Here is a 24,685-nt window from a genome sequence, read left to right on the forward strand (position 1 = left end):
ACTACGCATGAACAAGAAATCACGCCCAGGCGCCCCGGTTTCCGGCCTCCCCTGGGCGGACCGTCCGTGGACGAAGCATTACAGCCAGGGCGTCCCTGCCGACCTCAAGCTGCCCACGGGTTCCCTCGTGGACCTGGTGGATTCCTCCGTCCGGCGCTTCGGAAGTAAGACGGCACTCGAGTTCTTCGGGGCTACGACCAGCTACCGGGAACTCGGGACGCTGATCAGCCGGGCGGCCGCCGGCCTGAAGAAACTGGGCGTGAAAGCCGGTGACCGGGTCGCCCTGGTGCTGCCGAACTGCCCCCAGCATGTGATCGCCTTCTACGCGGCGCTGCGGCTCGGTGCGGTCGTGGTGGAGCACAACCCGCTGTACACGGACCGGGAACTGCGCCATCAGTTCGAGGACCACGGGGCCGCCGTCGCGATCGTCTGGGACAAGGCGGTGGACCGGGTGCTGCAGCTGCCGGCCGACGTCGGGCTCCGGAGTATCGTCTCGGTCGGGCTGATCCCCGCGATGCCGCTGGCCAAGCGGCTCGCACTGCGGCTGCCGCTGCCGGCGGCCCGGAAGGCGCGGGCCGCGCTGGCCGCCGGGAAGCCCGCCCCCCGCGCCCACACGGGGGGTGCATCTCGCACGGTCCTGCCGTGGCACGACCTTCTTAAGGCGGGCGAACTGAAGAAACGACACCCGCGCCCGGCGCCGGAGGACCTCGCGGTGCTGCAGTACACGAGTGGCACCACCGGGGCGCCGAAGGGCGCCATGCTCACGCACGCGAACCTGCAGGCCAACGCCGCCCAGGGACGGGCCTGGGTTCCGGGGCTCAAGGACGGGCGCGAAACTGTGTACGCGGTGCTGCCCATGTTCCACGCCTACGGCCTGACGCTCTGCATGACCTTCGCCCTCAGCATTGGCGCGCGGCTGGTGCTTTTCCCCAAGTTCGACGTCGACCTGGTGCTCAAGGCGTACCGGAAGTCTCCGGCGACGTTCCTGCCGGCGGTCCCTCCGATCTACGACCGGATCGCCGCCGCGGCGGCACTGCGGGGCATCAGCCTCAAGGGCATCCGGTTCTCCATTTCCGGGGCCATGAACCTGCCGGCCGCGACCGTGGAAACCTGGGAGAAAGCAACCGGCGGGTACCTGATCGAAGGCTACGGGCTCACCGAGACCTCACCCATCTCGGTCGGCAACCCGTTCGGCCCGAGCCGCAAACCGGGCACGGTGGGTGTCCCGTTCCCGCTCACCGACATCCGCGTCGTGGACCCGCAGAACGTGAAAATCGACCGCGCCCCGGGCGAGGCGGGCGAGCTGCTGATCCGCGGACCCCAGGTCTTCGCCGGCTACTGGAACCGGCCGGAGGAAACCGAGGAGGCCCTGCTGGAGGGCGGCTGGTTCCGCACCGGCGACATCGTCTCGGTGGACAAGGACTATTTCGTCACCATCCGGGACCGGATCAAGGAACTGATCATCACCGGAGGTTTTAACGTCTCACCGACCGAGGTGGAGGACGTCCTCGCCGAATACCCCGGCGTCGCCGAGGTCTCCGTGGTAGGCCTGCCTCGGCCCGGCGGCGGCGAAGATGTCGTGGCCGCCGTCGTACCCGCCCCGGGGGGCACCCTCGATACCGGCGCCCTGTTGGATTTCGCGCGCGGGCAGCTGGCGGCTTATAAGGTTCCCCGCCGCGTCGCGGTCCTGGACGTGCTGCCGCGCTCGCTGATCGGCAAGGTCCTGCGCCGCGAGATCCGGGACATGCTGGTGGCCGGCCGCTGACGGAGGCGGGCCGGCTGCCGGGTCGCTGGGAACCCGGCAGCCGGCGGTCCCATCTCAAGCGTCCCGGACCCGGCCCCTGGCAGTTCTGCCGCGGCTGGACGTCCGCGGTCGGATGCCGCGCTTCTGCCTGCGGACGCTGATGGTGGTGCCAGCATCGGGGACGGACCTTGGGAAAATCTGGAGTCCGGCCGCCGTCGGCGCCTGCCCATTTCCTTGCGGCGCTCCGGGCAAGCTGATAGGCCTGTCACAAGAGGGCAGGTAGGGTGCCTAGAGGTAGTTGTGCCGGCCGCCGGGCTACCGGCGGCGTCTGCAGAAGGGAAGTTGTCGTGACTCGTAAGACTCCGCGCGTTGAAGAAGAGAACGAAAAGGACCTGGAGGTCGGCGACGGGCCGAAGCACTGGGCCGCCGGCGTCCCGGGCGTCTACCACTCCATGAAGCCTGCCATTGAGCAGATGGGGCTGAACCGCACGCGCAAGACGGTCATGAAGATGAACCAGAAGGACGGCTTCGACTGCCCGAGCTGCGCCTGGCCGGACCCGCATCACCGGAAGGCCTTCGAATTCTGCGAGAACGGCGCGAAGGCTGTCACCTGGGAAGCGACTCCGGTGGTCATCCCGACGTCGTTCTGGGCGGAGCACTCGGTGAGTGAACTCCGCGACCGCTCGGACTACTGGCTGGGCATGCAGGGCCGGCTGACCGAGCCGGTCTATAAGCCCAGCGGCGAGGACCACTACAAGCCGATCAGCTGGGACGACGCCATCCGGATCATCACGGAGAAGCTCAAGGGCCTGGACTCCCCGGATGAGGCCTCCTTCTACACCAGCGGCCGCACCTCCAACGAAGCTGCCTTCCTGTACCAGCTGCTGGTCCGTGGCTACGGCACCAACAACCTGCCGGACTGCTCCAACATGTGCCACGAGTCCTCCGGCTGGGCGATGGGCCAGACCATCGGCATCGGCAAGGCCACGGTCAACTTCGACGATTACGCCGACGCGGACCTGATCATCATCATGGGCCAGAACCCGGGCACCAACCATCCGCGCATGCTCACCGAGCTGGAGAACTGCAAGGAGAACGGCGGCGAAATTGTCGCTGTCAACCCGCTCCCCGAGGCCGGGCTGCACCGCTACAAGAACCCGCAGAAGGTCAAGGGCATCATCGGCCGCGGCACGTCCATCGCCGACCAGTTCCTGCACATCCGGATCGGCGGGGACATGGCCCTGCTGCAGGCCGTCTCCAAGCGGGTGCTCGACGCCGAAGCGAAGAACCCCGGCACGGTCCTGGACCACGCTTTCCTCGCCGAGCACTGCGAAGGGCTCGAGGAGCTCAAGGAACACCTGGCCCTGCTGGACGAGCAGGCGGTGCTGGAAGCGACCGGGCTGCGCACCGAGGAGATCGACGAGCTTGCCACCCGCTACCTGACGGCCGAGAAGGTCATCATCACCTGGGCCATGGGGATCACGCAGCAGAAGAAGGGCGTGGCCACGATCAAGGAAATCATCAACCTGCTCCTGCTGCGCGGCAACATGGGCAAGCCCGGCGCGGGCGCCTCACCCATCCGCGGCCACAGCAACGTGCAGGGCGACCGCACGATGGGCATCTGGGAACAGATGCCGCAGTCCTTCATGGAAGCCCTCGGCGAGGAATTCGACTTCGAACCGCCCCGCGAGCACGGCGTGGACGCGGTCGAGACCATCAACAAGATGCAGGACGGCGAGATCAAGGTCTTCATGGCCGTCGGCGGCAACTTCGTCGGCGCCATTTCCGACACCAACGCGGCCGAGGCCGCGATGGCCGGGACGGAAATGTCCATCCAGGTCTCCACCAAGCTCAACCGCTCGCATGTGGTGACGGGCGCCGAGGCCCTGATCCTGCCCACCATGGGCCGGAGCGAGATCGACATCCAGGAATCCGGCGAGCAGTTCGTCTCGGTCGAGGACACGGTCTGCGCGGTCCACCCCTCATGGGGCAGCGTGGAGCCCGTTTCACACCACCTGCTCTCCGAACCGGCCATCCTCAGCCGGCTCGGCAAAGCCCTCGTCGGCGACAAGATCAAGGCGGACTGGGATGGTTACGAGAAGAACTACGACCTGATCCGCGACCACATTTCGCGGGTCATAGGCGGCTGCGAGGACTACAACACCAGGATCCGCCAGGAAGGCGGCTTCATCCTTGAGAACGGACCCCGGGACTCGCGCACCTTCCCGACGCCGACCGGCAAGGCCGTGCTCACGGTGAACGAACTCGAACACGTGGAGCGGCCGGAGGGCACCCTGATCCTGCAGAGCATGCGCTCGCACGACCAGTTCAACACCACCATCTACGGCCACAACGACCGCTACCGGGGCATCAAGAAGGGCCGCCACGTGGTGTTCGTGAATCCGGAGGACCTGACCGAGCTGGGCCTGGCCGACGGGCTGTTTGTGGACATCCACGGCCAGTACCAGGACGGCGTCGAGCGTGTGCTGCGCAAGTTCCGCGTGGTCTCCTACCCGACGGCCCGGGGCTGCGCCGCCGCGTACTACCCCGAAGCCAACGTGCTGGTGCCACTGAACCACACGGCAGAGGGCAGCAACACGCCGATCTCGAAGGCCGTCATCGTGCGCCTTGAGCCGAGCCTGGACCAGTCGCCGGACAGCCCGGCCCGGCTTCATGCAGCCCCGGGAGTCACCGTGCCGGCCTAGGCCCGCCGGCACCTCCGCCAAACGCAGGCAGGCCGCGCCCCCGGTGGGGACGCGGCCTGCTCTCTTTGCGCTACTGCTCCGGTGTTACTGGGCCCGCTTGGCCCAGCCCTCCTCGTCCGGGCCGCCGGCCTCACCGTTTTCGCACAGCTCGATGACCTTGTTGGACGCGGCGTGTACCGCCTCCTGGGTGCTCTTGCGGCCGTTGGTGGACGCCGTCCCGGCGGCGTAACCGACGATGAAAGCGCTGATGGCGTCCGCGTGCGGCCCGACCGCCTTCAGTGACTCGTCCGCGACTTCGACGATCTTGTCGTGGTCGACTTCCAGATCCAGGATCTGCAGGGCCTGGATCAGTCGGGCGCTCCAGTGCCGCAGCGAGCTGTCTTCATCTCGGGGCAAAGTCATGTGCTACTCCTCATCGTGGGGTGCTTGGGGTCAAGCGGGTGTCCCTCAAGGGGTAGCACCGATTCCGGCCAATGTGCAACGCGACACAGCCGCTCACCGCCAAGTCGCCGGCTCCCCCGGCCGTCAACTCCACAGGGCGACATGAAATTTCGAGCCGCGGCGCTCCAGCCCGCGCGAGCCGCCATGGGCGACCATCGCCGCGGTGGCGTCGGCCGTGCCGACGAAGCGCTGCAGGGTCTGGGCCATGGTGGTGGTCCTGTGCTGGTCCAGCGTGCTGGCCCACCACAGGCCGGCCACCGGGGTTCCGACGACGGGCAGCCGCACCAGCGTCCCGTTGGCGACTTCGGCGTGGACGATGTGCCCCAGGGCCAGCATGGTTCCCTCCCCCGCGCGCACGGCCGCAAGGGCCTCGGTCTCGCTGCTGAGCCTGATGATCTCCGGGGCGATGCCCAGCGACGCGAGCCAGCGGCCTTCCTCCGAACTTTCCAGGATTCCCGCGGGACCGGCGAACCAGGGCCTGCCCAGCAACCGTTCCACCGCGAGCGGGCCGTGCACCCGCCCCAGCGGATCGGCCGGGGCCGCCACGAAGGCCCGCTGGTAGCGGAGGAACGGGACGGACACCAGGCCCGGGACGGACGCGGGGCTGCCGGCGGGCGCGGGCGGCCTGGCGCCCAGGGCGATGTCGTAGGCGCGCTCCAGCAGCAGCCCGGCCAGGTCCTCGGCGGCTTCGGCGACGACGTCCACCGAGGCACCCGGTACCCGCTTGGTGAACAGGTCCAGCAGCCGGCCGGCAGCGTGCTCGGCAAACGGCGCGGTGGCGGCGATCTTCAGCCGGCCGGCGTCGTTCTTGGCATTGCCGACCTCCCAGCGGGCCTGGTCCGCGAGCCCGACGATGTCCTGGGCATAGTCCGCCAGGGCCCGCCCGCCGGGCGTCAGGGTGATCCCGCCCGAGGCCCGGACAAACAAGGGGTCGCCCAGGTCCTGCCGAAGCGCCGCGAGGGCCGCGGACACGGCCGGCTCGCTGACCCCGAGGGCGGCTGCGGCGGCGTGGAGGGAGCCCAGGCGTGCGACCAGCGCGAACGTCCGCAGCTGGCTCAACGTCATCGACACGGCTTCATAACCTTTCGCTTATGACGATGTTGACACCCTCATCGGGGCGGGGCAAGACTTGCGTTAATCGGCGCCGGGCGGCGTTGCCCGCGCCTTGGAGTGAGGTGGGACTATGCAGATTCCGGCTCCATTCGACTACGTTCGGGCCACCACGGTGGAGGACGCACTCGAGCTTCTGGCACGCCACGGTCCCGAGTCGCGGGTCATCGCCGGCGGCCACAGCCTGCTCCCGATGATGAAGCTCCGGCTTTCCCGGCCTGAATGGCTGATCGACATCAACGACCTCTTCGAACTCGACTTCATCCTGCGCGACGGCGCGGAACTACGCATCGGCGCGCTGACCCGCCACACCACGCTGCTGGAATCGGACGAGATCGCCCGGCTCTTCCCGATCGTCCGGGACGCGGAGCTGGTGATCGCGGACCCGGTGGTCCGCAACCGGGGCACCATCGGCGGCTCACTGTGCCAAGCCGACCCCGCCGAGGATCTCTCCACGGTGTGCGACGTCCTCGGCGCCGTCGCCGTGGTCCGCGGCCCCGGCGGCGAGCGCAGCCTGGCCATGCAGGACTTCCACCGCGGCCCGTACCAGACCGCCGTCGGCCAGGACGAGCTGCTGTGCGAGGTCCGCATCCCCATCAAGGCCCGTTCCGGCAGCGCCTACGAGAAGGTGGAGCGGCGCGTGGGCGACTGGGCCGTCGGGGCCGCGGGAGCATCCGTGACCCTCGCGGAGGACGGCAGCATCGCCGATGCCGCCATCGGGCTGACCGCACTGGGCCTGGACCACACCATCGCCGACGCCGCCGGACTGCTGCGCGGCAAGCGCCCCTCGGAAGAGCTGTTCGCCGACGCCGGCGGGCTGGCCGCGGCGGCCTGCGACCCGGTGGCGGACCAGCGCGGACCGGTCGACTACAAACGGCACCTGGCCGACGAACTCACCCGGCGCGTCCTGCGGCAGGCCTGCGCCCGCGCCGGCCAGAACGCCGGCCAGACGGCCCCCAAGACACAGGAAGGCTGAAGCGCATGCAGATCAGCATGACCGTGAACGGCAACGAAGTTACCTCCGACATCGAACCCCGCGTGCTCCTGGTCCACTACATCCGCGAGGTGCTCGGACTGACCGGTACCCACTGGGGCTGCGACACGAGCAACTGCGGGACCTGCGTGGTCCTGATGGACGGCCAGCCGGTGAAGTCCTGCACCGTCCTCGCCGCGATGGCCGCCGGGCACGACATCCGCACCGTCGAGGGTCTCGCCGCCGGGACCACGCTCGACCCCGTGCAGCAGGGCTTCATGGAGGAACACGGGCTGCAGTGCGGCTTCTGCACCCCGGGCATGATGCTCACCGCGCGCGCCCTGCTGGATAAGAACCCGCACCCGGACGACGGCGAGATCCGGCAGGCCATCTCCGGTCAGATTTGCCGGTGCACCGGCTATGCGACGATCGTCCGCTCGGTGCAGTGGGCGGCGGCCCATCCGGCGCCCGCCGCCGGCGGCGGCGAAGGGGCCGACGAGGTCCTCGACGGGACCGACACCGTGGTGGCGGACGTCGCCACGGAAACCGAAGACTCAGAGGTGAAGGCATGACCGTCATCCATGAGCGGGAGACCAACCCCGCTGCCGGCGACGCGGACCGGCCAATCGGCTACGGCCGCATCCAGCGCAAGGAGGACCCCCGCTTCGTCCGCGGCAAGGGCCACTACATCGACGACCTCGTGCTGCCCGGAATGCTGCATGGCGCCATCCTGCGCGCCCCCGTGGCCCACGCACGGCTCGTGTCGATCGACACCACCAACGCCCTGGCCCACCCCAAGGTGCTCGCCGTCATCACCGGCAAGGACCTGGAGGGCCTCAAGCTCGCCTGGGCGCCGACCCTCTCCGCCGACGTCCAAGCCGTGCTGGTCACGGATAAGGTCCGGTTCCAGGGCCAGGAGGTCGCGTTCGTGGTGGCCGAAGACCGGTATGCCGCCCGCGACGCGCTGGAACTGATCGACGTCGAATACGATGTGCTGCCGCCCCTGGTCGACGCGCGCAAGGCCCTCGACGCCGACGCCCCGCTCATCCGGGACGAAATTGCCGGCCGGACGGACAACAAGATCTTCGACTGGGAGATGGGCAGCGCTGCCGAGACCGACGCCGTGTTCGCAAGCGCCGACGTCGTCGTGAGCCAGGAGATGGTGTACCCCCGCGTGCACCCGGCCCCGATGGAGACCTGCGGCGCCGTCGCCGACTTCGACCCCGTGGACGGCAAACTGACCCTCTACGAGACCACCCAGGCTCCGCACGCGCACCGCACGCTCTTCGCGATCGTGGCCGGCATCCCGGAGCACAAGATCCGGATCGTGTCCCCGGACATCGGCGGCGGCTTCGGCAACAAGGTCGGCATCTACCCGGGCTACATCCTCGCCGTCGTCGGGTCCATCGTCACCGGGCGGCCGGTGAAGTGGGTGGAGGACCGCTCCGAGAACCTGATGTCCACCTCCTTCGCCCGCGACTACATCATGACGGGCGAAATCGCCGCGACCAAGGACGGGAAGATCCTGGCCCTGCGCACCAACGTGCTGGCCGACCACGGCGCGTTCAACGCCACCGCCCAGCCCACCAAGAACCCGGCCGGCTTCTTCTCCATCTTTACCGGCAGCTACGACCTGCAGGCCGCCCACTGCAAGGTGACCGGCGTCTACACCAACAAGGCGCCAGGCGGGGTTGCCTACGCCTGCTCCTTCCGCGTCACCGAGGCCGTGTACCTCGTGGAGCGGATGGTCGACATCCTCGCCCGGAAGCTGGAGATGGACCCCGCGGAGCTGCGGCTGAAGAACTTCATCAAACCCGAGCAGTTCCCCTACGCGAACAAGACCGGTTGGGTCTACGACTCGGGCAACTACGAGGCGGCCATGCGGCTGTCCATGCAGCTGGCCGGCTACGAGGACCTTCGACGCGAACAACGTGAGAAGCGGGCCAGAGGCGAGCTGATGGGCATCGGACTCTCCTTCTTCACCGAAGTCGTTGGCGCCGGGCCGCGCAAGCACTTCGACATCGTCGGCCTGGGCATGGCCGACGGCGCCGAGCTGCGGGTGCACCCCACCGGCAAGGCCGTCGTGCGGCTGTCGGTGCAAAGCCAGGGCCAAGGCCACGAAACCACCTTTGCCCAGATCGTCGCGGAGGAACTCGGCATCCCGCCGGAGAACATCGACGTCGTCCACGGCGACACCGATCAGACGCCGTTCGGGCTGGGAACCTACGGGAGCCGCTCGACGCCGGTCAGCGGCGGCGCGGTGGCGCTCGTGGCGCGCAAGGTGCGCGAGAAGGCGAAGCTGATTGCCGCGGCCATGCTGGAGACCCGCCCGGAGGACCTCGAATGGGAAAAGGGCCGCTGGTTCGTGAAGGGCGATCCCACCGCCGGGAAGACCATCGAGGACATCGCGATGGCGGCCCACGGGACCATGACGCTGCCTGAAGGCGTCGACGGCAACCTCGACGCGGAAGTCACCTACGACCCGCCCAACCTGACCTTCCCCTTCGGCGCCTACATCTGCGTCGTCGACGTCGACCCGGGCACCGGGCGCGTCGTGGTGCGGCGCTTCATCGCGGTGGACGACTGCGGGACCCGGATCAACCCGATGATCATCGAAGGCCAGGTCCACGGCGGCCTGACCGACGGCGTCGGGATGGCCCTGATGGAGATCATCGAGTTCGACGCGGACGGCAACAACCTGGGCGGCTCCTTCATGGACTACCTGATCCCCACGGCCATGGAAGTGCCGGACTGGGAGACCGGGTTCACGGTCACGCCCTCCCCGCACCACCCCATCGGCGCGAAAGGCATCGGCGAGTCCGCCACGGTCGGCTCGCCGCCGGCGATCGTGAACGCGGTGGTCGACGCGTTGGCGCCATTCGGGGTCACCCACATGGACATGCCGTGCACACCGGCCAGGGTCTGGGCAGCCATGCAGGGCCGGGCAAGGCCGCCGATCTGAGATGACCACCGCCGCAGAATCCCTTGCCGCCCGGGCCGCCGAACTCACCGCCCGCCGGGAGCCGTTCGTGCACGCCACGGTGGTCCGCGCCCAGCATCCCACCAGCGCCCGCGCCGGGGACACCGCCCTGGTGCTGCCCGGCGGCGAGATCCAGGGCTTCGTCGGCGGGAACTGCGTAGAGTCCTCGGTCCGGGAGTACGGCCTGCAGGTGCTCTCCTCCGGGGAACCCCTGTTGCTGCGCGTCCTGCCCGGGGAGCTGTCCCGCCGGGCCGAGGAAGGCGCCGTCGAGGTGTCCAACCCGTGCCTGAGCGGCGGTGCGATCGAGATCTTCCTCCAGCCGCGCCTCCCTGCGCCCCGGGTTGTGGTGGTCGGGGCCGCGCCGGTGGCGCAGGCCTTGGCCGCGCTGGGGTCCCGGGTGGGTTTCGACGTTGAGCTCGCCGACGGCGGGGCGGCCGAACCCCGCCCGGACGACGCCGCCCTGATCGTCGCTTCGCACGGCAAGGCCGAGGAGGGTGCCCTCGAAGCCGCGCTGCGCGCCGGCGTGCCCTACGTCGCCCTGGTGGCGAGCGCATCACGCGGCGCCGCCGTGCTGGACTCGCTCGACGTGGACGATGCGCTGCGCTCCCGGGTGTACACCCCGGCCGGCCTTCAACTGGGCGCCCGCACCCCCGGCGAAATCGCCCTGTCCATCCTCGCCCAGCTGGTCCAGGAGCGGGCCGCGGCACGGGACGGCGCTCAGCACAGCGCGCAGGCCGGCGGGGTTCCGGCGCCGTCCACCCCGCAACCGGAAACCGCGGTCGACCCCGTCTGCGGCATGTCCGTGCCAGCCGTCGAATCGTCGCTGCAGCTCGAGCACAACGGCGCCACCGTGTACTTCTGTTCCCCCGGCTGCCGCGCGGCCTTCCGCAAGGATCCGGAGCGCTATGCCCTCAGCAGCTGAAGCACCCCGCATGGCCGGCACCGCGGCCGTCATCCTCGCGGCCGGGGCGTCGGCGCGCCTGGGCCGGCCCAAACAGCTGCTGCCCTACGGCGACGGCGTGCTGCTGGACGCCGTGCTTGCGACCGCCCGGCGCTGCGGGTTCGGCCAGACCGTGCTGGCACTGGGCGGAGCGGCCGAGCAGGTCCTCGGGGCCGTGGACACCACGGGCTGCGAGGTGGCGCTCAACCCGGACTACGGCCAGGGATGTTCGTCTTCGATTGCCGCGGCGATGGCCGTGCTGCGGCCTGGCACCGAGGCGGTGGTGCTGCTGCTCGGCGACCAGCCCGGCATCCGGGTGGAGAGCGTGCCCCCGTTGCTGCAGGCACTGGCCCGGCCCGACGGTCCCGGAGCGGCGGTGTGCCGCTACGACGACGGCGTCGGCCATCCCCTTGCCTTCGGCCGGCGGCTGCTGCCTGAGCTGGCGTCGCTGCATGGCGACAAGGCCGTGTGGAAGCTGCTGGAGCAGCGCGCGGACGTCGTCGTCGAGGTTCCCACGCCGGGCAGCATCCCGCTCGACGTCGACACCGAGGAGGACTACCGGCGGGTGCTGGCCGAGCTGCAGGGGGCCGGGTGAACACGGCGGCCCGGACCGGGGCGGAGGCGGAAGTTCAGCGGCGGATCCCCGACGTCGCCTCGCTGATGGCGGCCCTGGACAAGCACGACTACCTGGCCGACACCGGGCTCGCCACCGCACTGTTCCTCGCGGTGCGGCTCCCCCAACCCATCCTGCTCGAGGGAGAGGCCGGCGTGGGCAAGACGGAGGCCGCGAAGACGCTGGCGCTGCTGCTGGACACCCCGCTGTACCGGCTGCAGTGCTACGAGGGGATCGACGCGGGCGAGGCACTCTACGAGTGGAACCACCAGCGCCAGCTGCTGGGCATCCGGCTGGCCGAGGCGCGCGACGCCGAGGTCAGCGAAGCCGAGCTGTTCGGCCCCCAGTACCTGCTGCGCCGGCCGCTGCTGCAGGCCATCGAACACCCGGGGCCGCGGCCGGCCGTGCTGCTGCTGGATGAGATCGACCGCGCCGACGCCGAGTTCGAGGCGTTCACCTTTGAGCTGCTCGCGGAGGCCTCGGTCACCATCCCGGAGCTGGGCACCATCCGCGCCACGCATCCGCCCATCGTGGTGCTGACCTCCAACCGCACCCGGGACCTGCACGACGCGCTGACCCGCCGCTGTCTCTACCACTGGATCGACTACCCCGGACCGGCCCGGATTGCCGAGATTGTGCGCCGCCGGGTGCCCGCCAGCAGCGGCCCGCTGGCGCTGCAGGCCGCGGCGGTGATCACGCGGCTGCGGACCCTGGACCTGGCCAAGCCGCCCGGGATTTCCGAGGCCATCGACTGGGTCTCGGCGCTCGCGGTGCTGGGCATCGAACGGATCGACGCCGCGACGGCCGAACAGACCTGGGGTTCGATCGTGAAAAACCGCGACGACTTGGAGCTCGTCGGCTCCCGCGGCGCGGCCTGGCTGGTGGACGGCACCGATGGCTGAACCGAGGCAGCCCCTCCCGATGCGCACGACGCCGGCCGCCGGCCCGCCGTTCGTCGAGGCCGCCTCCCTGGCTGCGGCCTTCATCACGGCCCTGCGGGGCGCGGGCGTCACGTGCTCGCCGGACCGGGCGGCCCGGCTGGCGGTGGCACTCCGGCTGGTCCCGCCGACGAACCTGGAGCGGTTGTACTGGACGCTGCGGGTGGTGCTGGTCTCCAGCCGTGAGCAGTTGCCGGTGTTCGACGCCGTGTTTGGCGCCGTCTTCCGGGGCGGCTTCGATCCCGCCGCCGCGCTGGACCGCCACGCCGGCGAACCGGTCCCGGTCCCGGCAGCGCCGCCTCCCGCGGACGGTTCGCACACCCGGGCCGCCGCCGACACCGGTCGAGAGACCGAGCCGGGCCGCGCCGCCCGGCCGCCGCACCCCGCGGTAGCCGCGGGCCGGGACGACGCCGGAGACCGGCAGGGACCGGAGCGCGAGGCCGTCCTCGCGATGGCGTCCACGGAAGAACACCTGCACGGGATGAACTTTGCCGAACTCACCGAGGCGGAAGCTGCCGAGATCCGCCGGCTGGCCACCCGGATCCTGCTGGCAACACCCGTGCGCCTGAGCCGGCGCACGCGCAAGTCGCCGCACAGCAGCGCACGCCTGGACATCCGGGCCACCGTGCGGGCAGCCCGCCGCTCCGGCTACGACTCCCCCAAGCTCCTGTACGCCCGGCGCCGCGAGCAACGCCGCAAGCTGGTGCTGCTCTGCGATGTCTCCGGCTCGATGGAACCGTACTCCCGGATTTTCCTCTCGCTGCTGCAGGGCGCCGTCGCGAAGGCCGGGGCGGAGGCCTTCGTGTTCTCCACCAGGCTGACGCGCCTGACCCGGCAACTGGCCCAGCGCGACCCGGACCTGGCCCTTGCGCAGGCGGCCGCCACCGCACCCGACTGGGCCAGCGGCACCAGGATCGCCGAGAGCCTCCGGAGATTCGTGGACGAGCACGGCCGCCGCGGCCTGGCCCGGGGTGCCGTGGTGGTGGTCTTCTCCGACGGCTGGGCGCAGGAGGACCCGGCGCAGGTCGGGGCCCAGATGGCCCGGCTGCGCAGGCTCGCGCACCGGGTGGTCTGGGTGAATCCGCGGAAGGCAGCACCGAACTATCAGCCGTTGGCCGGCGGGATCGCCGCCGCGCTGCCCTACTGCGACGCGTTCGTCAGTGGACACAGCTTCACGGCCCTGGCGGAGTTGGCGGCGGCAATCCGGGGCGACGACCCGCCCGTGCCGGCAGGCCGCATAGGTGGAAGACAAGTGATCGCAAGTCAAGGGAGCAGCTAATGCAGATTGACAGCAGTTTCTCGGTGGTTGCACCGATCGGCAAGGTCTGGGACACGCTGATGGATTTCGAGCGGGTGGCCGGTTGCCTCCCTGGCGCGCAGATCCTGAACAAGCTATCCGACGACGCCTACCAGGTGGGCATGACGGTGAAGCTGGGCCCGGTGAACATGCAGTACAGGGGCCTGCTCAACGTCCTGGAGCGGAACGCCGCCGAGCATCGGGCCGTACTCGGCGGCAAGGCGCAGGAAACCCGCGGCCAGGGCACCGCGGAAGCCAAGGTCACGCTGGCCCTGGCGGAAGAGGGGACCACGACGCGCGGGACGGTCAGTGCCGATCTGGCGCTCTCCGGCAAGGCCGCGGCGATGGGCAAGAGCGTGATCGGCAGCGTCACCGAGCAAATGATGGGGCTCTTCGCGGCCAACCTGCAGGCCATGCTCGCCGAACCGACTGTCGGAGAGTCCCCGACCGTAGCGGCAGCGTCGACCGCTGCCGCTCCCGCAGGGCCGGGCACCGCTCCGCCGGCGGCTCCCGCTGCCGCAACCGCAGGCACCGCACCGGCGGGGCCCAAAACACCAGGGCCGTCGTCGGGCAGCCTTGACGCCTTCAGCCTCGCGAAGGGCATCGCTGCCGACCAGCTCTCCAGCCCCGGCAAAGTCCTCGGCCTGGTCGCCGCAGTGGCCTGCGTGGCTTACTGGGCCGGCCGGCGCTCGGCCCTCCGGATGCTCCGGCTCTGCGGAAGGCTCTAGGGAGAAGCCCATGCGGGACGTGCTGGAGGCCATCCTGCCGGACTGGCGGCAGGGCAGGACTGCCGGCCTGGCCACCGTCGTGAACACGTTCAAGTCCGCCCCGCGGCTTCCCGGCGCGTCGATGCTGGTCACCGCCGGCGGTGCCGCCGTGGGATCGGTTTCCGGCGGCTGCGTCGAGGGCGCCGTGTACGAGCTGGCCACCCAGGTCAAGGACGACGGCGTCCCGGTGCTGGTGCGGTACGGGATCAGCGACGACGACGCGTTCGCCGTCGGCCTCACCTGCGGCGGCATAATCGACATCTTCGTCGAGCCGGTCTCGCAGCAGCGCTTCGCCGAGCTCGACGGCGTACGGCAGGACATTGAGGATGAAAGGCGGGTGGGCGTTGCCACGGTGATCGAGCACCCGGACAGCAGCTGGCTGGGACGGCACCTGGTAGTGCGACCGGGCGGCTTCGAGGGGAACCTGGGCTCCGAGCGGGCCAACCTCGCCGTCGGCGACGACTGCCAGGGTTACCTGGCTGCGGGGCGTACCGGCATCCTGAGCTACGGTCCCGACGGGGAGCGGCTGGACAGCGGGATGCGGGTCTTCTTCACCAGTTACGCCCCGCCGCCGCGGATGCTCGTTTTCGGGGCCATTGACTTCGCCTCGGCACTCGCGCGGCTCGGGACCTTCCTGGGCTACCGGGTGACGGTTTGCGACGCCCGCGCCGTATTCGCCACGCCGGCCAGGTTTCCCGAGGCCGCCGAGGTGGTCAACGAATGGCCGCACCGCTACCTTTCCCGGCAACAGGAGCAGGGACTGGTGGATGAACGGACCGTCATCTGCGTGCTCACGCACGACCCGAAATTCGACATTCCGCTCTTGGAGGTGGCCCTGCGCGGACGGCCGGTGGCCTTCGTCGGTGCCATGGGCTCGCGGCGTACCCACGAGGACAGAATGAGGCGCCTGCGAGAGGCGGGGCTGGGCGGGGCGGAACTGGCCCGGCTGCACAGCCCCGTGGGCCTGGACCTCGGCGCACGGACCCCGGAGGAGACGGCGGTGTCCATCGCCGCGGAAATCATCGCCAAGCAGTGGAGCGGCAGCGGCGAACCGCTGCGGCAGCTGGACGAGCGGATCCACCACGAGGAACAGAACCGCGAGCAGCAGCAGGCCTAGCGGCTGCCCGGCTACAGGGCTGCCCGCAGCCCAGGAAGCTCACCGCTCAGCGCGCGGCGGCGGGGACGGCCGAGAGCAGCTCCCGGTAGCGCGCGGCGTGCGCGGTCAGTTCCTCCGCCGTCACCCTCGGGGCCGCATGCAGGACCAGCGGGTCTGCCATTTCCAAGCCGCAGAGGTGCGCGGTGGCCTCTAGGGGACGCAGCAGCTCGGCCATGGTGAAGCGGTTGTGCCCCGTCGGCGTATATGAGGATTCGGGGCCGCCGGTGGAGATGACCAGCTGCAGCCGCTTGCCGTGCAGGGCGTCCCCGCCGGCGCCGTAGGCGAAACCGTAGGTGAGCACCTGGTCCATCCACTCCTTCAGCACACCTGGAACGGAGTACCAGTGCCACGGGAACTGCAGGACGATGGTGTCATGCCCGCGCAGGAGTTCCTGCTCCCGGGCGGCGTCGACGCGCCGGTCCGGGTACGCGGAGGCGAGTTCCCGGACGGTCACGCCGTCGAGGTCCCTGATGGCGGCGGCGAGCTGCGCGGTGATCCGGGACGCCGCCAGGTCAGGGTGGGCGACGACGACGAGCGTGCGGTGTGCGGTCATGGAAAGTTTGTGCTTCTTTCAGAATCGGGTTCGAGGCCTACCAGCGCGCTGCTGAGCCGCCAGAGGAGGTCGGCATCGGCCTGGTTGTAACTGCGTTTTGATGATTTCCTGGCTGTGCTGTTGGCAAAGTACTGGCCCGTGACATTGTCAAGCTCGGGCGCCGAGGCGAGGTGTATGGAGGTCCGGGCGCCTTGCTCCGGAGTCTTCATCCAGCGCTGGATCAGCGGCGTCAGGAACGCCTGCACCCGGCCCGGATCTTCCGCGCCGAACGCTGTCGCCACCACCCCGGGGTGCAGCGCGTTTGCCGTCACCCTGGTGCCGGCGAGCCGGGCGGCAAGGCCGTAGGTGAACAGGACATTCGCCAGTTTCGATTGGTTGTACGCGCGCTGGCCCGAGTAGGAGTGTTCGCCCTGCAGATCCGCGAAGTCCATGCGGCCCATGGCCTGGGCCCCTGAGGAGACTGTCACGACCCGTGCCGGCCCGCTCTCCTGCAACCGCTCCAGGAGCAGGTTGGTGAGCAGGAAAGGCGCGAGGTGGTTGAGCGCGAAGGTGTGTTCGAGTCCGTCAACGGTGGTGCGGCGGCTGTTCCAGAATCCGCCCACATTGTTGACCAGGACATCGAGGCGGTCCAGGGCCTGCAGCACCTCGTCGGCCAGGCGGCGGACCTCCTGCTGGGACGACAAATCTGCGATGAACACCTCGACGGGGGCCGACGCTACCGTGCGGATCTCCTCCGCTGCCCGCGCCGCCCGGTCAGCGTCGCGTCCCGTGATGGCCACCCGGGCGCCCCGGGCCGCCAGACCCAGCGCTGTGGCCTTCCCGATTCCGCCGGTGCCACCGGTGATCAGGACCGTCTTGCCTGCCATGGATCGCATTCGGGGCTCGCTCTCGCTGCTGGTTCGCCGGTCCACGCTTCCGCCTGCGGACCTAGACAGGACTGTCTATGCCGAACGAAGCTACCAGACAGAATTGTCTGTGCACAAGCCGGGGCCGTCGACGGCCGGAGCTGCCGCGCCGCGCGGGCCAGCCGCGGGCGTAAGCTCGTGCCATGGCGAGATATTTCGATGTGCACCCCGACAACCCGCAGCCGCGATCCATCACGCAGGTGGTGGAGATGGTCAAGTCCGGCGGCCTGATCGCCTACCCGACCGACTCCTGCTACGCCCTCGGCGCACAGCTGGGAAACCGGGACGCGCTGGACAGGATCCGCGCCATCCGGCACCTGGACGATAAGCACCACTTCACTCTGGTCTGCAAGGACTTTGCCCAGCTCGGCCAGTTTGTCCAGATCGACAACGACGTGTTCCGCAGCATCAAGGCCGTGACGCCGGGCAGCTACACCTTCATCCTGCCCGCTACCAAGGAAGTGCCGAAGCGGCTGCTGCACCCCAAGAAAAAGACGGTCGGTGTGCGCATCCCGGACAACAAGGTGGTCCAGGCGCTGCTGGCCGAACTCGGCGAGCCATTGCTCTCCAGCACGCTGCTGCTCCCGGACGAGGAAGAGCCGCTGACCCAGGGCTGGGAAATCAAGGAGAGGCTGGACCATGTGGTGGACGCCGTCATTGACTCCGGGGACTGCGGAGCCGAGCCGACAACCGTCATTGATTTCTCCAGCGGCGTCGCCGAGGTCGTCCGCCACGGCATGGGCGATCCGTCGAGGTTCGAATAACGCCGGGAACAGCGACCGCCGGCTTGGCCCGGCGGGTACTTGCCGCGACGCCCCCGGCCCCCTAGTGTTCGGATCATGGCCGCGCCCGGGGGAAACGCACGCTGTCGACAACGCATGACGCCGACGCTGCTGTCCGTGGCGTGCCTCGTCATTGGGGCGGTGACGGCGGGCTGCGGTTCGGCTCCGCCGGCGGAGCCGGCCGGCGAGCCAGCACTGACCAAGCTGCCGGCAGCCTCGGCCGCGGCCGGGACGGGAGCCGGACTGTCGCCGGGCATGACCCTGGCGCCGGCGCCGCCCGTTCCGCCAGCCCCCGCCCGGCACGGTGCAGATGAATGCCTGCCGCAGCATGCCGGGGTCGCCGCGGCCAACGGGCCCCTTGAGTGCCAGTACTTCACTTCAGGCTCGATGATGCCGGCCTCTGTGCCCCGGGGTCCGGGACTGAGTTCCGGCGACTACGCCGTAAGGTTCAGCAGCGTGGGTGGCCACGCACTGATGACAGTGCGGATCCGCTGCGCTTCGTACGTGGTCAGGGTCGGCATTGCCGGCGAAACAATCACACCGGACCCGCGGACACTGGAAAGCTTTGTGGGCACGTGCAACTTCCCGTGGGACCAGGAACAAGCACGGATGAAGCGCTACCTTCAGGCTCCGCTTCAGTTTGCGCGCCGGGAAAGCGGCATTGTGCTGCACAACCCGGAATGGGGAGTCACGCTGTTCGGCACCCCGTACGAGGCCGCCTGATCCCCCAGACCCCTGCTCCCGGGCCCGTGCCCGCACGTCCGGCCGGAACCTTCAGCAGGGTCGGTCAAATGTCAGCCCCCGGGGCTACACTTTAATTCGAACATATATTCGAAAAAGGGTGTGTTGTGGGCGTAATCATCGGGCCCCGCGTGATAGATGCGGGCACTTCCCTGCTGTCGGTCCTGGTCTCGCCGGTGGCGGTCGCCGCCGGCTATCCGTCGCCGGCGCAGGACTACTTTGACGGCAGGATCGACCTCAACGAGCACCTGATCAAGGACATCACCAGCACCTACGTCGTGCGGGTGTCAGGGGACTCGATGGAGGGCGCCGGCATCAGCGACGGGGACGAGTTGATCGTCAACCGGGCGCTCGAGCCGCGCGACGGGTGCGTCGTCGTCGCCGTCCTCGACGGCGAACTCACCGTCAAGCGCCTCCGCGTCACCCCGTCAGGCGTGGTCCTGCAGGCGGACAACCCGCGCTACCCCGACATCCGGGTCCCCGCCCTCTCCGACCTGGTCATCTGGGGCGTCGCCACCCGGTGCCTGCACCATGTCTGAGACCAATGTCTGAGCCCCATGCCTGAGGCCCGGCCCGGCGGCAGTATTGCCCTCGTGGATGTGAACTGCTTCTATGCCAGCGCCGAACGCGCGTTTGATCCCTCACTGGAGGGCAGACCGGTGGTCGTGCTGTCCAACAACGATGGTTGCGCCGTCACCCGTTCGCCCGAGGCAAAGGCCCTCGGCATCCCGCTCGGGGAACCGTGGTTCAAACTCGCCCCGCGGGCCAAGGAGTGGGGGCTCGTGGCCAAGTCCAGCAATTACGAGCTCTATGGCGACATCAGCGCGCGGGTGATGGAACTCCTGGGCCGGTATTCGGCCTGGCTGGAGGTCTACAGCATTGACGAGGCCTTCCTGGGCGTGCGCGGAAACCCGGAGGAACTGCTGCTGCTGGGGCAGGCCATGAAGACGGCGGTCCGGCGGAACGTCGGTGTTCCGGTGTGCGTCGGCATTGCCGGGACCAAGACCCTGGCGAAACTGGCCAACAAGTGGGCCAAACACAACCCGGCGTTCGACGGCGTCTGCCACTGGGATTCCGTTCCCGCCGACCGGCAGGAACGTCTCATGGCCGGCCTGTCCGTGATCGAGCTCTGGGGCGTTTCCACGCGCCTGACCAAACGGTTGAACGCGCTGGGGATCCATACCGTGCTTGACCTTGCCAGGGCGGACCCGGTCCGGATCAGGGACCGTTTCTCGGTGGTGCTTATGCGCACGGTCTTGGAACTGCGGGGGACGCCCTGCATCCCGCTCGAAGAGGAACGCATCGGCCGCGACCAGCTGATCTTCAGCAGGTCGTTCGCGACGCCGATCAGCACACCGGCCGGAATGCGCCAGGTCGTCGGGATCTACGCGCAACAGGCCAGCGCCCGGCTCGCCCGGCACGGCCTGCAGGCCAAAGTCCTGACTGCTTTTGCCGCCACATCCCACTACAACCCCCGGGACAGTTCGCACCCCTCGGTGTGCGTTTCGCTGCCGATGCCCACCGCGGACCCGGTGCTGCTGGCCAGGGCTGCCTACGCCCTGCTCCCCCGGATCGACGACGGCGTCAAGTATGCGCGGGCCGGCATCATGGTGACCGACCTGCGCCCGACAGCCAACCAGGCCCCGCTGGCCGTGTTCGAGAACCCGCATGAGGAGCGCGGCATCGGCCCGCTGCTGGAGGAGGTCAGCCGGAAGTACGGCCGGGGCTCCATTGGTCTGGGCCACGCCGGAATCCGCGGCGGCCCCGACTGGACGATGAAGCGCGACATGCTCTCCCCGCGCTACACAACCCACTGGGACGAACTCCCCTTGGTCAAGGCCGCCTGACGGCGCCGGCACGAAGGTAGGACCGGGGCACCGTGGCACTGTGGCACCGGGGCACCGCAGTGCGCCATGCCGCCCGGACTCCGGCGCGCAGCGCCGCCCTGATCGATCAGGCCGTGGTCCGGACCCGCTGCAGGAAGGAATCCAGGATCCGTCCGGCGTTCTCACCTAGCCGGTCATCGACCGCCGGACTCTGCGGTCCCGCCACGTGCAGCCGATCCCACAGCAACAGGAGGGCCGCCAGCACCTCGGAGAGCCCCGTATCCGCCTCCGCGCGCCGCCGCAGCAGCCGGAGGTGCGCCGCCTGCAGGGCCGGTCCCGGAGAGCAGGCCAGGTCGCGGCTGAAGAGGCGGCGGCAACGGTCATAGGCGGACAGGCCCTCGACCGGGAGGCCCGCGATTTCATACGCCGCCACCAGGGCCAGCCAGGCCCGTTCATTCAGCGGCTCCAGCCGGACGGCCGACTGCGCCCAGCGGATCCCGTCGTCGTGACGACCCAGGAGCGTTGCCGCCTCGGCGGCGGAGATCATGGCCGCCACGCGTTCGGCGGCGTGACGAGTACGGGCTTCGTCGGCCCAGTCGGCGACGAGTTCAAAACCGAGGAGAGGCTTGGCGGAGAGTTCCAGCGCTTCGACTAGGAACCGATAGGCCCTCGCCGGCGCGGCAAGGTCAGCTGCGCTGAGCAGGCAGCGGAAGCGCGAGAGGTCCAGGTCCACGAGGCCGGGATCGAGCACGTATCCGCTGTTCGCGGTCCGGAGTGGTCCCGTTTTGGTCTGTCCCGGCTGGATTGCCCGGCGGATGCCGCTGACATAGCTCTCCAGCGTGGCCACGGCCCCGTCGCTGGCACTTGGCCCCCAGAGGATTTCGATCAGCCGGGTCTTGGAGACAGGCGTGCCCAGGTTCAGCAGGAGAATTTCCAGAATGTGCCGCGGCTTGCAGCCGCCCAGATCCGCGGCCGTGAGTGCCACACCCTCACGGCGGACTTCCAGTGATCCAAAAAGCTGAACCGATATGGCTGGTGCTGTTGCCGGCAAGTTGTGCATGATGTTCTCCGATTTCCCGGGCCCCGTTGCAATCGCGTTGGTCAAAGACATGCCGCCTCCCGGAGCCACCGTGACACGGTGGCCCGGAGGCAGCAAGCGTAGGAAACTACCCGATTTTCGGGAGGCCAAAAGTCGGGTAGGGGCATCCGTGCGTTGAGTACGCACCCCCGAGGAAATACAGGTAGCCGGCAGCCTGGCCAAGTAGCTTCCGGGGGCAAGCAGGGCTCCTTCAAGTAGCTGCACCCTCACCCGGGTCTGTCGCGCCGGGCCGTCGTTCGCTCCACGCCCCCCTCGGAGCGCCCGGGAATTTCGGCTGAAGACCCCGCCGGCGCACCGGCGCCATGTGCCCGTAACGGGAGCAGAATTGAAGCAGGCAACTTCACGTCCACAGCCGCGTCAAGGTCTAAGAGGGTGCGCTATGAACACCGGGAATGTTCGCGTCACGCTGCTGCTCGCGGCGGTCCTGCTGGGTGCCGCGGGATGCGCACCGGGAGGCGGGAACACGGCTCCGGCGAGCGCATCCGCGAAAGAGGGCATGCAGATGGGCTCCGGAGCCTCCGGCGGCCCGCCCGGCAGTTCGTCCGCGGCGGCGTCGACGGCGGCGATCACCGTGCGCGACTTTGCGTACGGCACGCCGCTGGTCGTCGCCGCCGGGGCGCAGGTCACCGTGACGAACATGGACAGCGCCGAGCACACGGTCACCGCGGACGACGGCCCGGCGTTCGACGTCGACGTCAAGGGCAGCGGCGGCACCGCCACCTTCACCGCGCCGTCAAAGCCGGGAACGTACGCCTATCACTGCACCTTCCACCCCGGCATGCACGGAACGCTGACGGTCAAGTGAACGTCCCGATCCGCAGTGGGACGCGGGGACGGGACCTGGCCCTGCGGTCGCTGACGGCCGTGGCCCTGCTGATCGACGCCGGGGTCCACCTCCATCTCGCACCCGGCTACCAGGCCGGATCCCCGCAGGGTATCGGCCAGGGCACCCTCTTCCTGCTCGAATCCGCGGCGGCGGCGCTCGCCGCCCTGGCGGTCCTCCTGCGCGGCAGCAGGACCGCCTATGCGTTCGCCTTGCTCGTGGCGTTGAGCGCCTTCGCTGCCGTCGTGTTCTACCGCTACGTGGACCTGCCCGCATTCGGCCCGTTTCCGGCCATGTACGAGCCCGTCTGGTACCCGGAGAAGACGGTCAGCGCCATTGCGGAGGGTGCCGGAGTTGCGCTGGCGGGCATCGGCCTGGCTTGGACCCGGCACGCCGGCCAGCCCTCGCCGACCGGCCCGCCAGTCCGCCGCCGCCCTGACCGACCCCCGAGCTGAGAAGTGCGTTGTTAGCATTGGGGGCGAGGTGACCATGCCCCACAGATTCCCGCGCCGTGCGGCGGCCGACGTGACCGCCGCCGTGGCTGCCTACCTCGGCGCCGGCAGCTGGCTCGCATCCCTTGGCTCCCCCGGCGTTACAGCCGGTGTCCTGGCCGTCGGCGCCGGCGCCGCCGTGCTCGTCCGTACGGCCGGGTCCATCCTGCTGCGGGAGCCCCGCGTGTGCACGCCGGCCGACCGCGTCACCCTGGTCCGCGCCGTGCTGGTGGCGTGTTGCGCTGCCCTCACGGTCGCCGGCATCCTTGGCCGGCAACCGCCCGCCGCGGTCCTCGTCTTCCTGGGCGCCGCAGCCTTCGCGCTCGACGCCCTGGACGGTCCTGTGGCGAGGCGGACCGGGACCGCGTCCGCGGCGGGAGCGCGCCTGGACACCGAGACCGATGCGGCGCTCACCCTGGTGCTGTCCTGCGCCGCCGCGGTGTCCACCGGGGCGTGGGTCCTCCTGATCGGACTCATGTACTACGCGTTTGCCGTCGCGGGCAGGTTCCGTCCGGGCCTGCAGAAGACTCTTCCCCCGTCGCCCCTCCGCAAGGCCATCGGTGCACTTCAGCCCTTTGCCCTGCTGCTGGCCCTGACGCCGGGTGTCCCGTCCGCGGCGGGCACGACGGCGCTCCTCGTGGCGCTTGCGCTCCTACTCTTCTCGTTTGGCCGTGACACCGCCGCGCTGGAGCGGCTGCACCGCTCCGGCCCCGTTGCTGCCGCCACTCCGGGCACCTTCAATAGCTGAAGTACCGGTGCTACCTTGCAGTGATGGACACTCGAACCGAATCAATCCCGGTGTTGGACCTGGGTGCGGCGAGAAACGACGACGGTTCATTCAACCCCGCCTTTGTTGCCGACCTCCGCGACGCCAGCCACCGGGTGGGCTTCTTCCAGTTGATCGGCTATGGCGCCACCGGCGCGCAAGTCGATGAGCTCTTCGACGTCACGCGCCGGTTTTTCAATCTTCCGGAAGCGGACCGGCTGGCGCTGGACAACCGCAAGTCGCCGCATTTCCGCGGCTACACGCGGCTCGGCCACGAAGTGACGCAGGGACGGCCGGACGCACGGGAACAGCTGGACTTCGGTCCCGAGCGCCCCGCCCTGCGCGACTACCCGGCCGAGCAGCCGTACTGGCTGATCCAGGGGCCCAACCTCTGGCCGGATAAGGCCCTCCCGGAGCTACGCACCGTCGCCATGGCCTGGGCCGACCGAATGTGCGTGGTGGGCGCGGAACTGCTGCGCGCGATCGCGGTCTCGCTGGAACTTCCGGAAGACCACTTCGCCGCCGCCTTCGAGGGGACACCCGCGTGGATGGCCAAGCTCACGCACTACGTCGGCGGCGTGGTCCCGGCGGCCGGAACCCAGGGCGTCGGTGCGCACGCCGACTACGGCTTCGTCACCCTCCTGCTGCAGGACCGGGTGGGCGGCCTGGAGGTGCGGCCGCACGGCAGCGACGACTGGATTCCGGTGGCGCCGCTCGAAGGGGCTCTGGTGGTGAACCTGGGCGAAATGCTGGAGGTTGCGACCCAGGGGTACCTCTCGGCGACGATCCACCGGGTGCAGGCGCCGCCGCCCGGCGTCGACCGCTATACGGTTCCGTTCTTCTGGTCGCCGCGGCTGGACGCCGTCATCGATCCGGTCCCGCTGCCGCCGGCCCTGGCGGCGCAGTCCCGCGGGCTTTCGGACGATCCGGACAACCCGATGCTCGCCTCCTACGGGGCGAACGTGCTCAAGGGCTGGCTCCGCGCCCACCCCGAGGTCGCCAGGCTGCACCACCCCGAACTGGTCCAGTAAGAGG

24 protein-coding genes are annotated in these 24,685 nt (G+C 69.6%); 19 read left to right on the plus strand and 5 right to left on the minus strand.

The window, feature by feature from the left end; genetic code table 11:
* Nucleotides 1–7: 7 nt before the first annotated feature.
* Together AC1DH3_RS12415 and AC1DH3_RS12420 are read left to right on the plus strand one after the other, a co-directional pair.
* Entirely contained in the window at nt 8–1,765 is a 1,758-nt protein-coding gene (locus tag AC1DH3_RS12415) for a long-chain-fatty-acid--CoA ligase (RefSeq protein WP_476909421.1), read from the plus strand.
* A 326-nt stretch (nt 1,766–2,091) separates the two neighbouring features.
* Nucleotides 2,092–4,449 carry an FdhF/YdeP family oxidoreductase gene (locus AC1DH3_RS12420; RefSeq protein WP_476909422.1) on the plus strand — a complete coding sequence of 786 codons (2,358 nt, stop codon included), beginning with the start codon at nt 2,092–2,094 and terminating at the stop codon, nt 4,447–4,449.
* An 84-nt stretch (nt 4,450–4,533) separates the two neighbouring features.
* Here the strand turns inward: AC1DH3_RS12420 and AC1DH3_RS12425 are convergent, their stop codons facing one another.
* Both AC1DH3_RS12425 and AC1DH3_RS12430 read right to left on the minus strand, forming a co-directional pair.
* A complete protein-coding gene (locus AC1DH3_RS12425; RefSeq protein WP_441418658.1) occupies nt 4,534–4,851 on the minus strand; it encodes a DUF6457 domain-containing protein in 318 nt (105 codons plus the stop codon).
* 123 nt (nt 4,852–4,974) lie between these two features.
* Nucleotides 4,975–5,955 carry a LysR family transcriptional regulator gene (locus AC1DH3_RS12430; RefSeq protein ID WP_441418749.1) on the minus strand — a complete coding sequence of 327 codons (981 nt, stop codon included), beginning with the start codon at nt 5,953–5,955 and terminating at the stop codon, nt 4,975–4,977.
* A gap of 118 nt (nt 5,956–6,073) precedes the next feature.
* Here AC1DH3_RS12430 and AC1DH3_RS12435 point away from each other — a divergent pair, with 118 nt between their 5' ends.
* The 9 genes from AC1DH3_RS12435 to AC1DH3_RS12475 are packed head-to-tail and all read left to right on the plus strand — an operon-like array spanning nt 6,074 to nt 15,625.
* On the plus strand, nt 6,074–6,976 hold the full coding sequence (locus tag AC1DH3_RS12435; protein WP_441418657.1) for an FAD binding domain-containing protein: 903 nt from the start codon (nt 6,074–6,076) through the stop codon (nt 6,974–6,976).
* Between the two features lie 5 nt (nt 6,977–6,981).
* Complete coding sequence (locus tag AC1DH3_RS12440; RefSeq protein ID WP_441418656.1) at nt 6,982–7,545, plus strand: (2Fe-2S)-binding protein; 564 nt, start codon at nt 6,982–6,984, stop codon at nt 7,543–7,545.
* Complete coding sequence (locus tag AC1DH3_RS12445) at nt 7,542–9,935, plus strand: aerobic carbon-monoxide dehydrogenase large subunit (protein ID WP_476892603.1); 2,394 nt, start codon at nt 7,542–7,544, stop codon at nt 9,933–9,935. Before AC1DH3_RS12440 ends, AC1DH3_RS12445 begins: the two co-directional genes overlap by 4 nt.
* Before the next feature lies 1 nt (nt 9,936).
* Entirely contained in the window at nt 9,937–10,875 is a 939-nt protein-coding gene (locus tag AC1DH3_RS12450; RefSeq protein WP_441418654.1) for an XdhC family protein, read from the plus strand.
* Nucleotides 10,859–11,488: a nucleotidyltransferase family protein gene (locus AC1DH3_RS12455; RefSeq protein WP_441418653.1), complete on the plus strand. Its 630-nt coding sequence runs from the start codon at nt 10,859–10,861 to the stop codon at nt 11,486–11,488. Before AC1DH3_RS12450 ends, AC1DH3_RS12455 begins: the two co-directional genes overlap by 17 nt.
* Entirely contained in the window at nt 11,485–12,408 is a 924-nt protein-coding gene (locus AC1DH3_RS12460; RefSeq protein ID WP_441418652.1) for an AAA family ATPase, read from the plus strand. The genes AC1DH3_RS12455 and AC1DH3_RS12460 overlap by 4 nt, the downstream gene beginning before the upstream one ends.
* Nucleotides 12,401–13,723: a vWA domain-containing protein gene (locus AC1DH3_RS12465; RefSeq protein ID WP_441418651.1), complete on the plus strand. Its 1,323-nt coding sequence runs from the start codon at nt 12,401–12,403 to the stop codon at nt 13,721–13,723. Before AC1DH3_RS12460 ends, AC1DH3_RS12465 begins: the two co-directional genes overlap by 8 nt.
* Nucleotides 13,723–14,469: an SRPBCC family protein gene (locus AC1DH3_RS12470; RefSeq protein ID WP_441418650.1), complete on the plus strand. Its 747-nt coding sequence runs from the start codon at nt 13,723–13,725 to the stop codon at nt 14,467–14,469. Before AC1DH3_RS12465 ends, AC1DH3_RS12470 begins: the two co-directional genes overlap by 1 nt.
* Before the next feature lie 10 nt (nt 14,470–14,479).
* Nucleotides 14,480–15,625: an XdhC family protein gene (locus tag AC1DH3_RS12475; protein ID WP_441418649.1), complete on the plus strand. Its 1,146-nt coding sequence runs from the start codon at nt 14,480–14,482 to the stop codon at nt 15,623–15,625.
* A gap of 46 nt (nt 15,626–15,671) precedes the next feature.
* Here the strand turns inward: AC1DH3_RS12475 and AC1DH3_RS12480 are convergent, their stop codons facing one another.
* Together AC1DH3_RS12480 and AC1DH3_RS12485 are read right to left on the minus strand one after the other, a co-directional pair.
* Nucleotides 15,672–16,217 (minus strand): NAD(P)H-dependent oxidoreductase, encoded by a 546-nt coding sequence (locus AC1DH3_RS12480; RefSeq protein ID WP_441418648.1) that lies wholly within the window; start codon nt 16,215–16,217, stop codon nt 15,672–15,674.
* Nucleotides 16,214–17,083, minus strand: coding sequence for an SDR family NAD(P)-dependent oxidoreductase (locus tag AC1DH3_RS12485; RefSeq protein ID WP_441418647.1), 870 nt, complete (start codon nt 17,081–17,083; stop codon nt 16,214–16,216). Before AC1DH3_RS12485 ends, AC1DH3_RS12480 begins: the two co-directional genes overlap by 4 nt.
* A 182-nt stretch (nt 17,084–17,265) precedes the next feature.
* Between AC1DH3_RS12485 and AC1DH3_RS12490 the strand changes: the two genes are divergently transcribed.
* From AC1DH3_RS12490 to AC1DH3_RS12505, 4 genes are all read left to right on the plus strand, one after another.
* Nucleotides 17,266–17,886 (plus strand): L-threonylcarbamoyladenylate synthase, encoded by a 621-nt coding sequence (locus AC1DH3_RS12490; RefSeq protein ID WP_441418646.1) that lies wholly within the window; start codon nt 17,266–17,268, stop codon nt 17,884–17,886.
* A gap of 114 nt (nt 17,887–18,000) precedes the next feature.
* Nucleotides 18,001–18,627, plus strand: coding sequence for a hypothetical protein (locus AC1DH3_RS12495; RefSeq protein WP_441418645.1), 627 nt, complete (start codon nt 18,001–18,003; stop codon nt 18,625–18,627).
* Between the two features lie 125 nt (nt 18,628–18,752).
* Nucleotides 18,753–19,184 (plus strand): LexA family protein, encoded by a 432-nt coding sequence (locus AC1DH3_RS12500; RefSeq protein ID WP_441418644.1) that lies wholly within the window; start codon nt 18,753–18,755, stop codon nt 19,182–19,184.
* Nucleotides 19,185–19,202: 18 nt separating this feature from the next.
* Nucleotides 19,203–20,492: a Y-family DNA polymerase gene (locus AC1DH3_RS12505; RefSeq protein WP_441418643.1), complete on the plus strand. Its 1,290-nt coding sequence runs from the start codon at nt 19,203–19,205 to the stop codon at nt 20,490–20,492.
* A gap of 106 nt (nt 20,493–20,598) precedes the next feature.
* On the opposite strand, the gene AC1DH3_RS12510 is transcribed toward AC1DH3_RS12505, so the two are convergent.
* Nucleotides 20,599–21,456 (minus strand): AfsR/SARP family transcriptional regulator, encoded by an 858-nt coding sequence (locus tag AC1DH3_RS12510; RefSeq protein WP_441418642.1) that lies wholly within the window; start codon nt 21,454–21,456, stop codon nt 20,599–20,601.
* Nucleotides 21,457–21,949: 493 nt separating this feature from the next.
* On the opposite strand from AC1DH3_RS12510, the gene AC1DH3_RS12515 reads away from it, so the two are divergent.
* Genes AC1DH3_RS12515 through AC1DH3_RS12530 form a run of 4 tightly spaced genes read left to right on the plus strand, consistent with a single transcriptional unit; the run spans nt 21,950 to nt 24,681 of the window.
* Nucleotides 21,950–22,375 carry a cupredoxin domain-containing protein gene (locus AC1DH3_RS12515; RefSeq protein WP_441418641.1) on the plus strand — a complete coding sequence of 142 codons (426 nt, stop codon included), beginning with the start codon at nt 21,950–21,952 and terminating at the stop codon, nt 22,373–22,375.
* Nucleotides 22,372–22,848 carry a hypothetical protein gene (locus tag AC1DH3_RS12520; protein WP_441418640.1) on the plus strand — a complete coding sequence of 159 codons (477 nt, stop codon included), beginning with the start codon at nt 22,372–22,374 and terminating at the stop codon, nt 22,846–22,848. Before AC1DH3_RS12515 ends, AC1DH3_RS12520 begins: the two co-directional genes overlap by 4 nt.
* A 34-nt stretch (nt 22,849–22,882) precedes the next feature.
* On the plus strand, nt 22,883–23,632 hold the full coding sequence (locus AC1DH3_RS12525) for a CDP-alcohol phosphatidyltransferase family protein (protein ID WP_476909423.1): 750 nt from the start codon (nt 22,883–22,885) through the stop codon (nt 23,630–23,632).
* Between the two features lie 23 nt (nt 23,633–23,655).
* Nucleotides 23,656–24,681, plus strand: coding sequence for an isopenicillin N synthase family dioxygenase (locus AC1DH3_RS12530; RefSeq protein WP_441418638.1), 1,026 nt, complete (start codon nt 23,656–23,658; stop codon nt 24,679–24,681).
* Nucleotides 24,682–24,685 lie beyond the last annotated feature (4 nt).

Source organism: Arthrobacter sp. 05L428 (assembly GCF_056397665.1).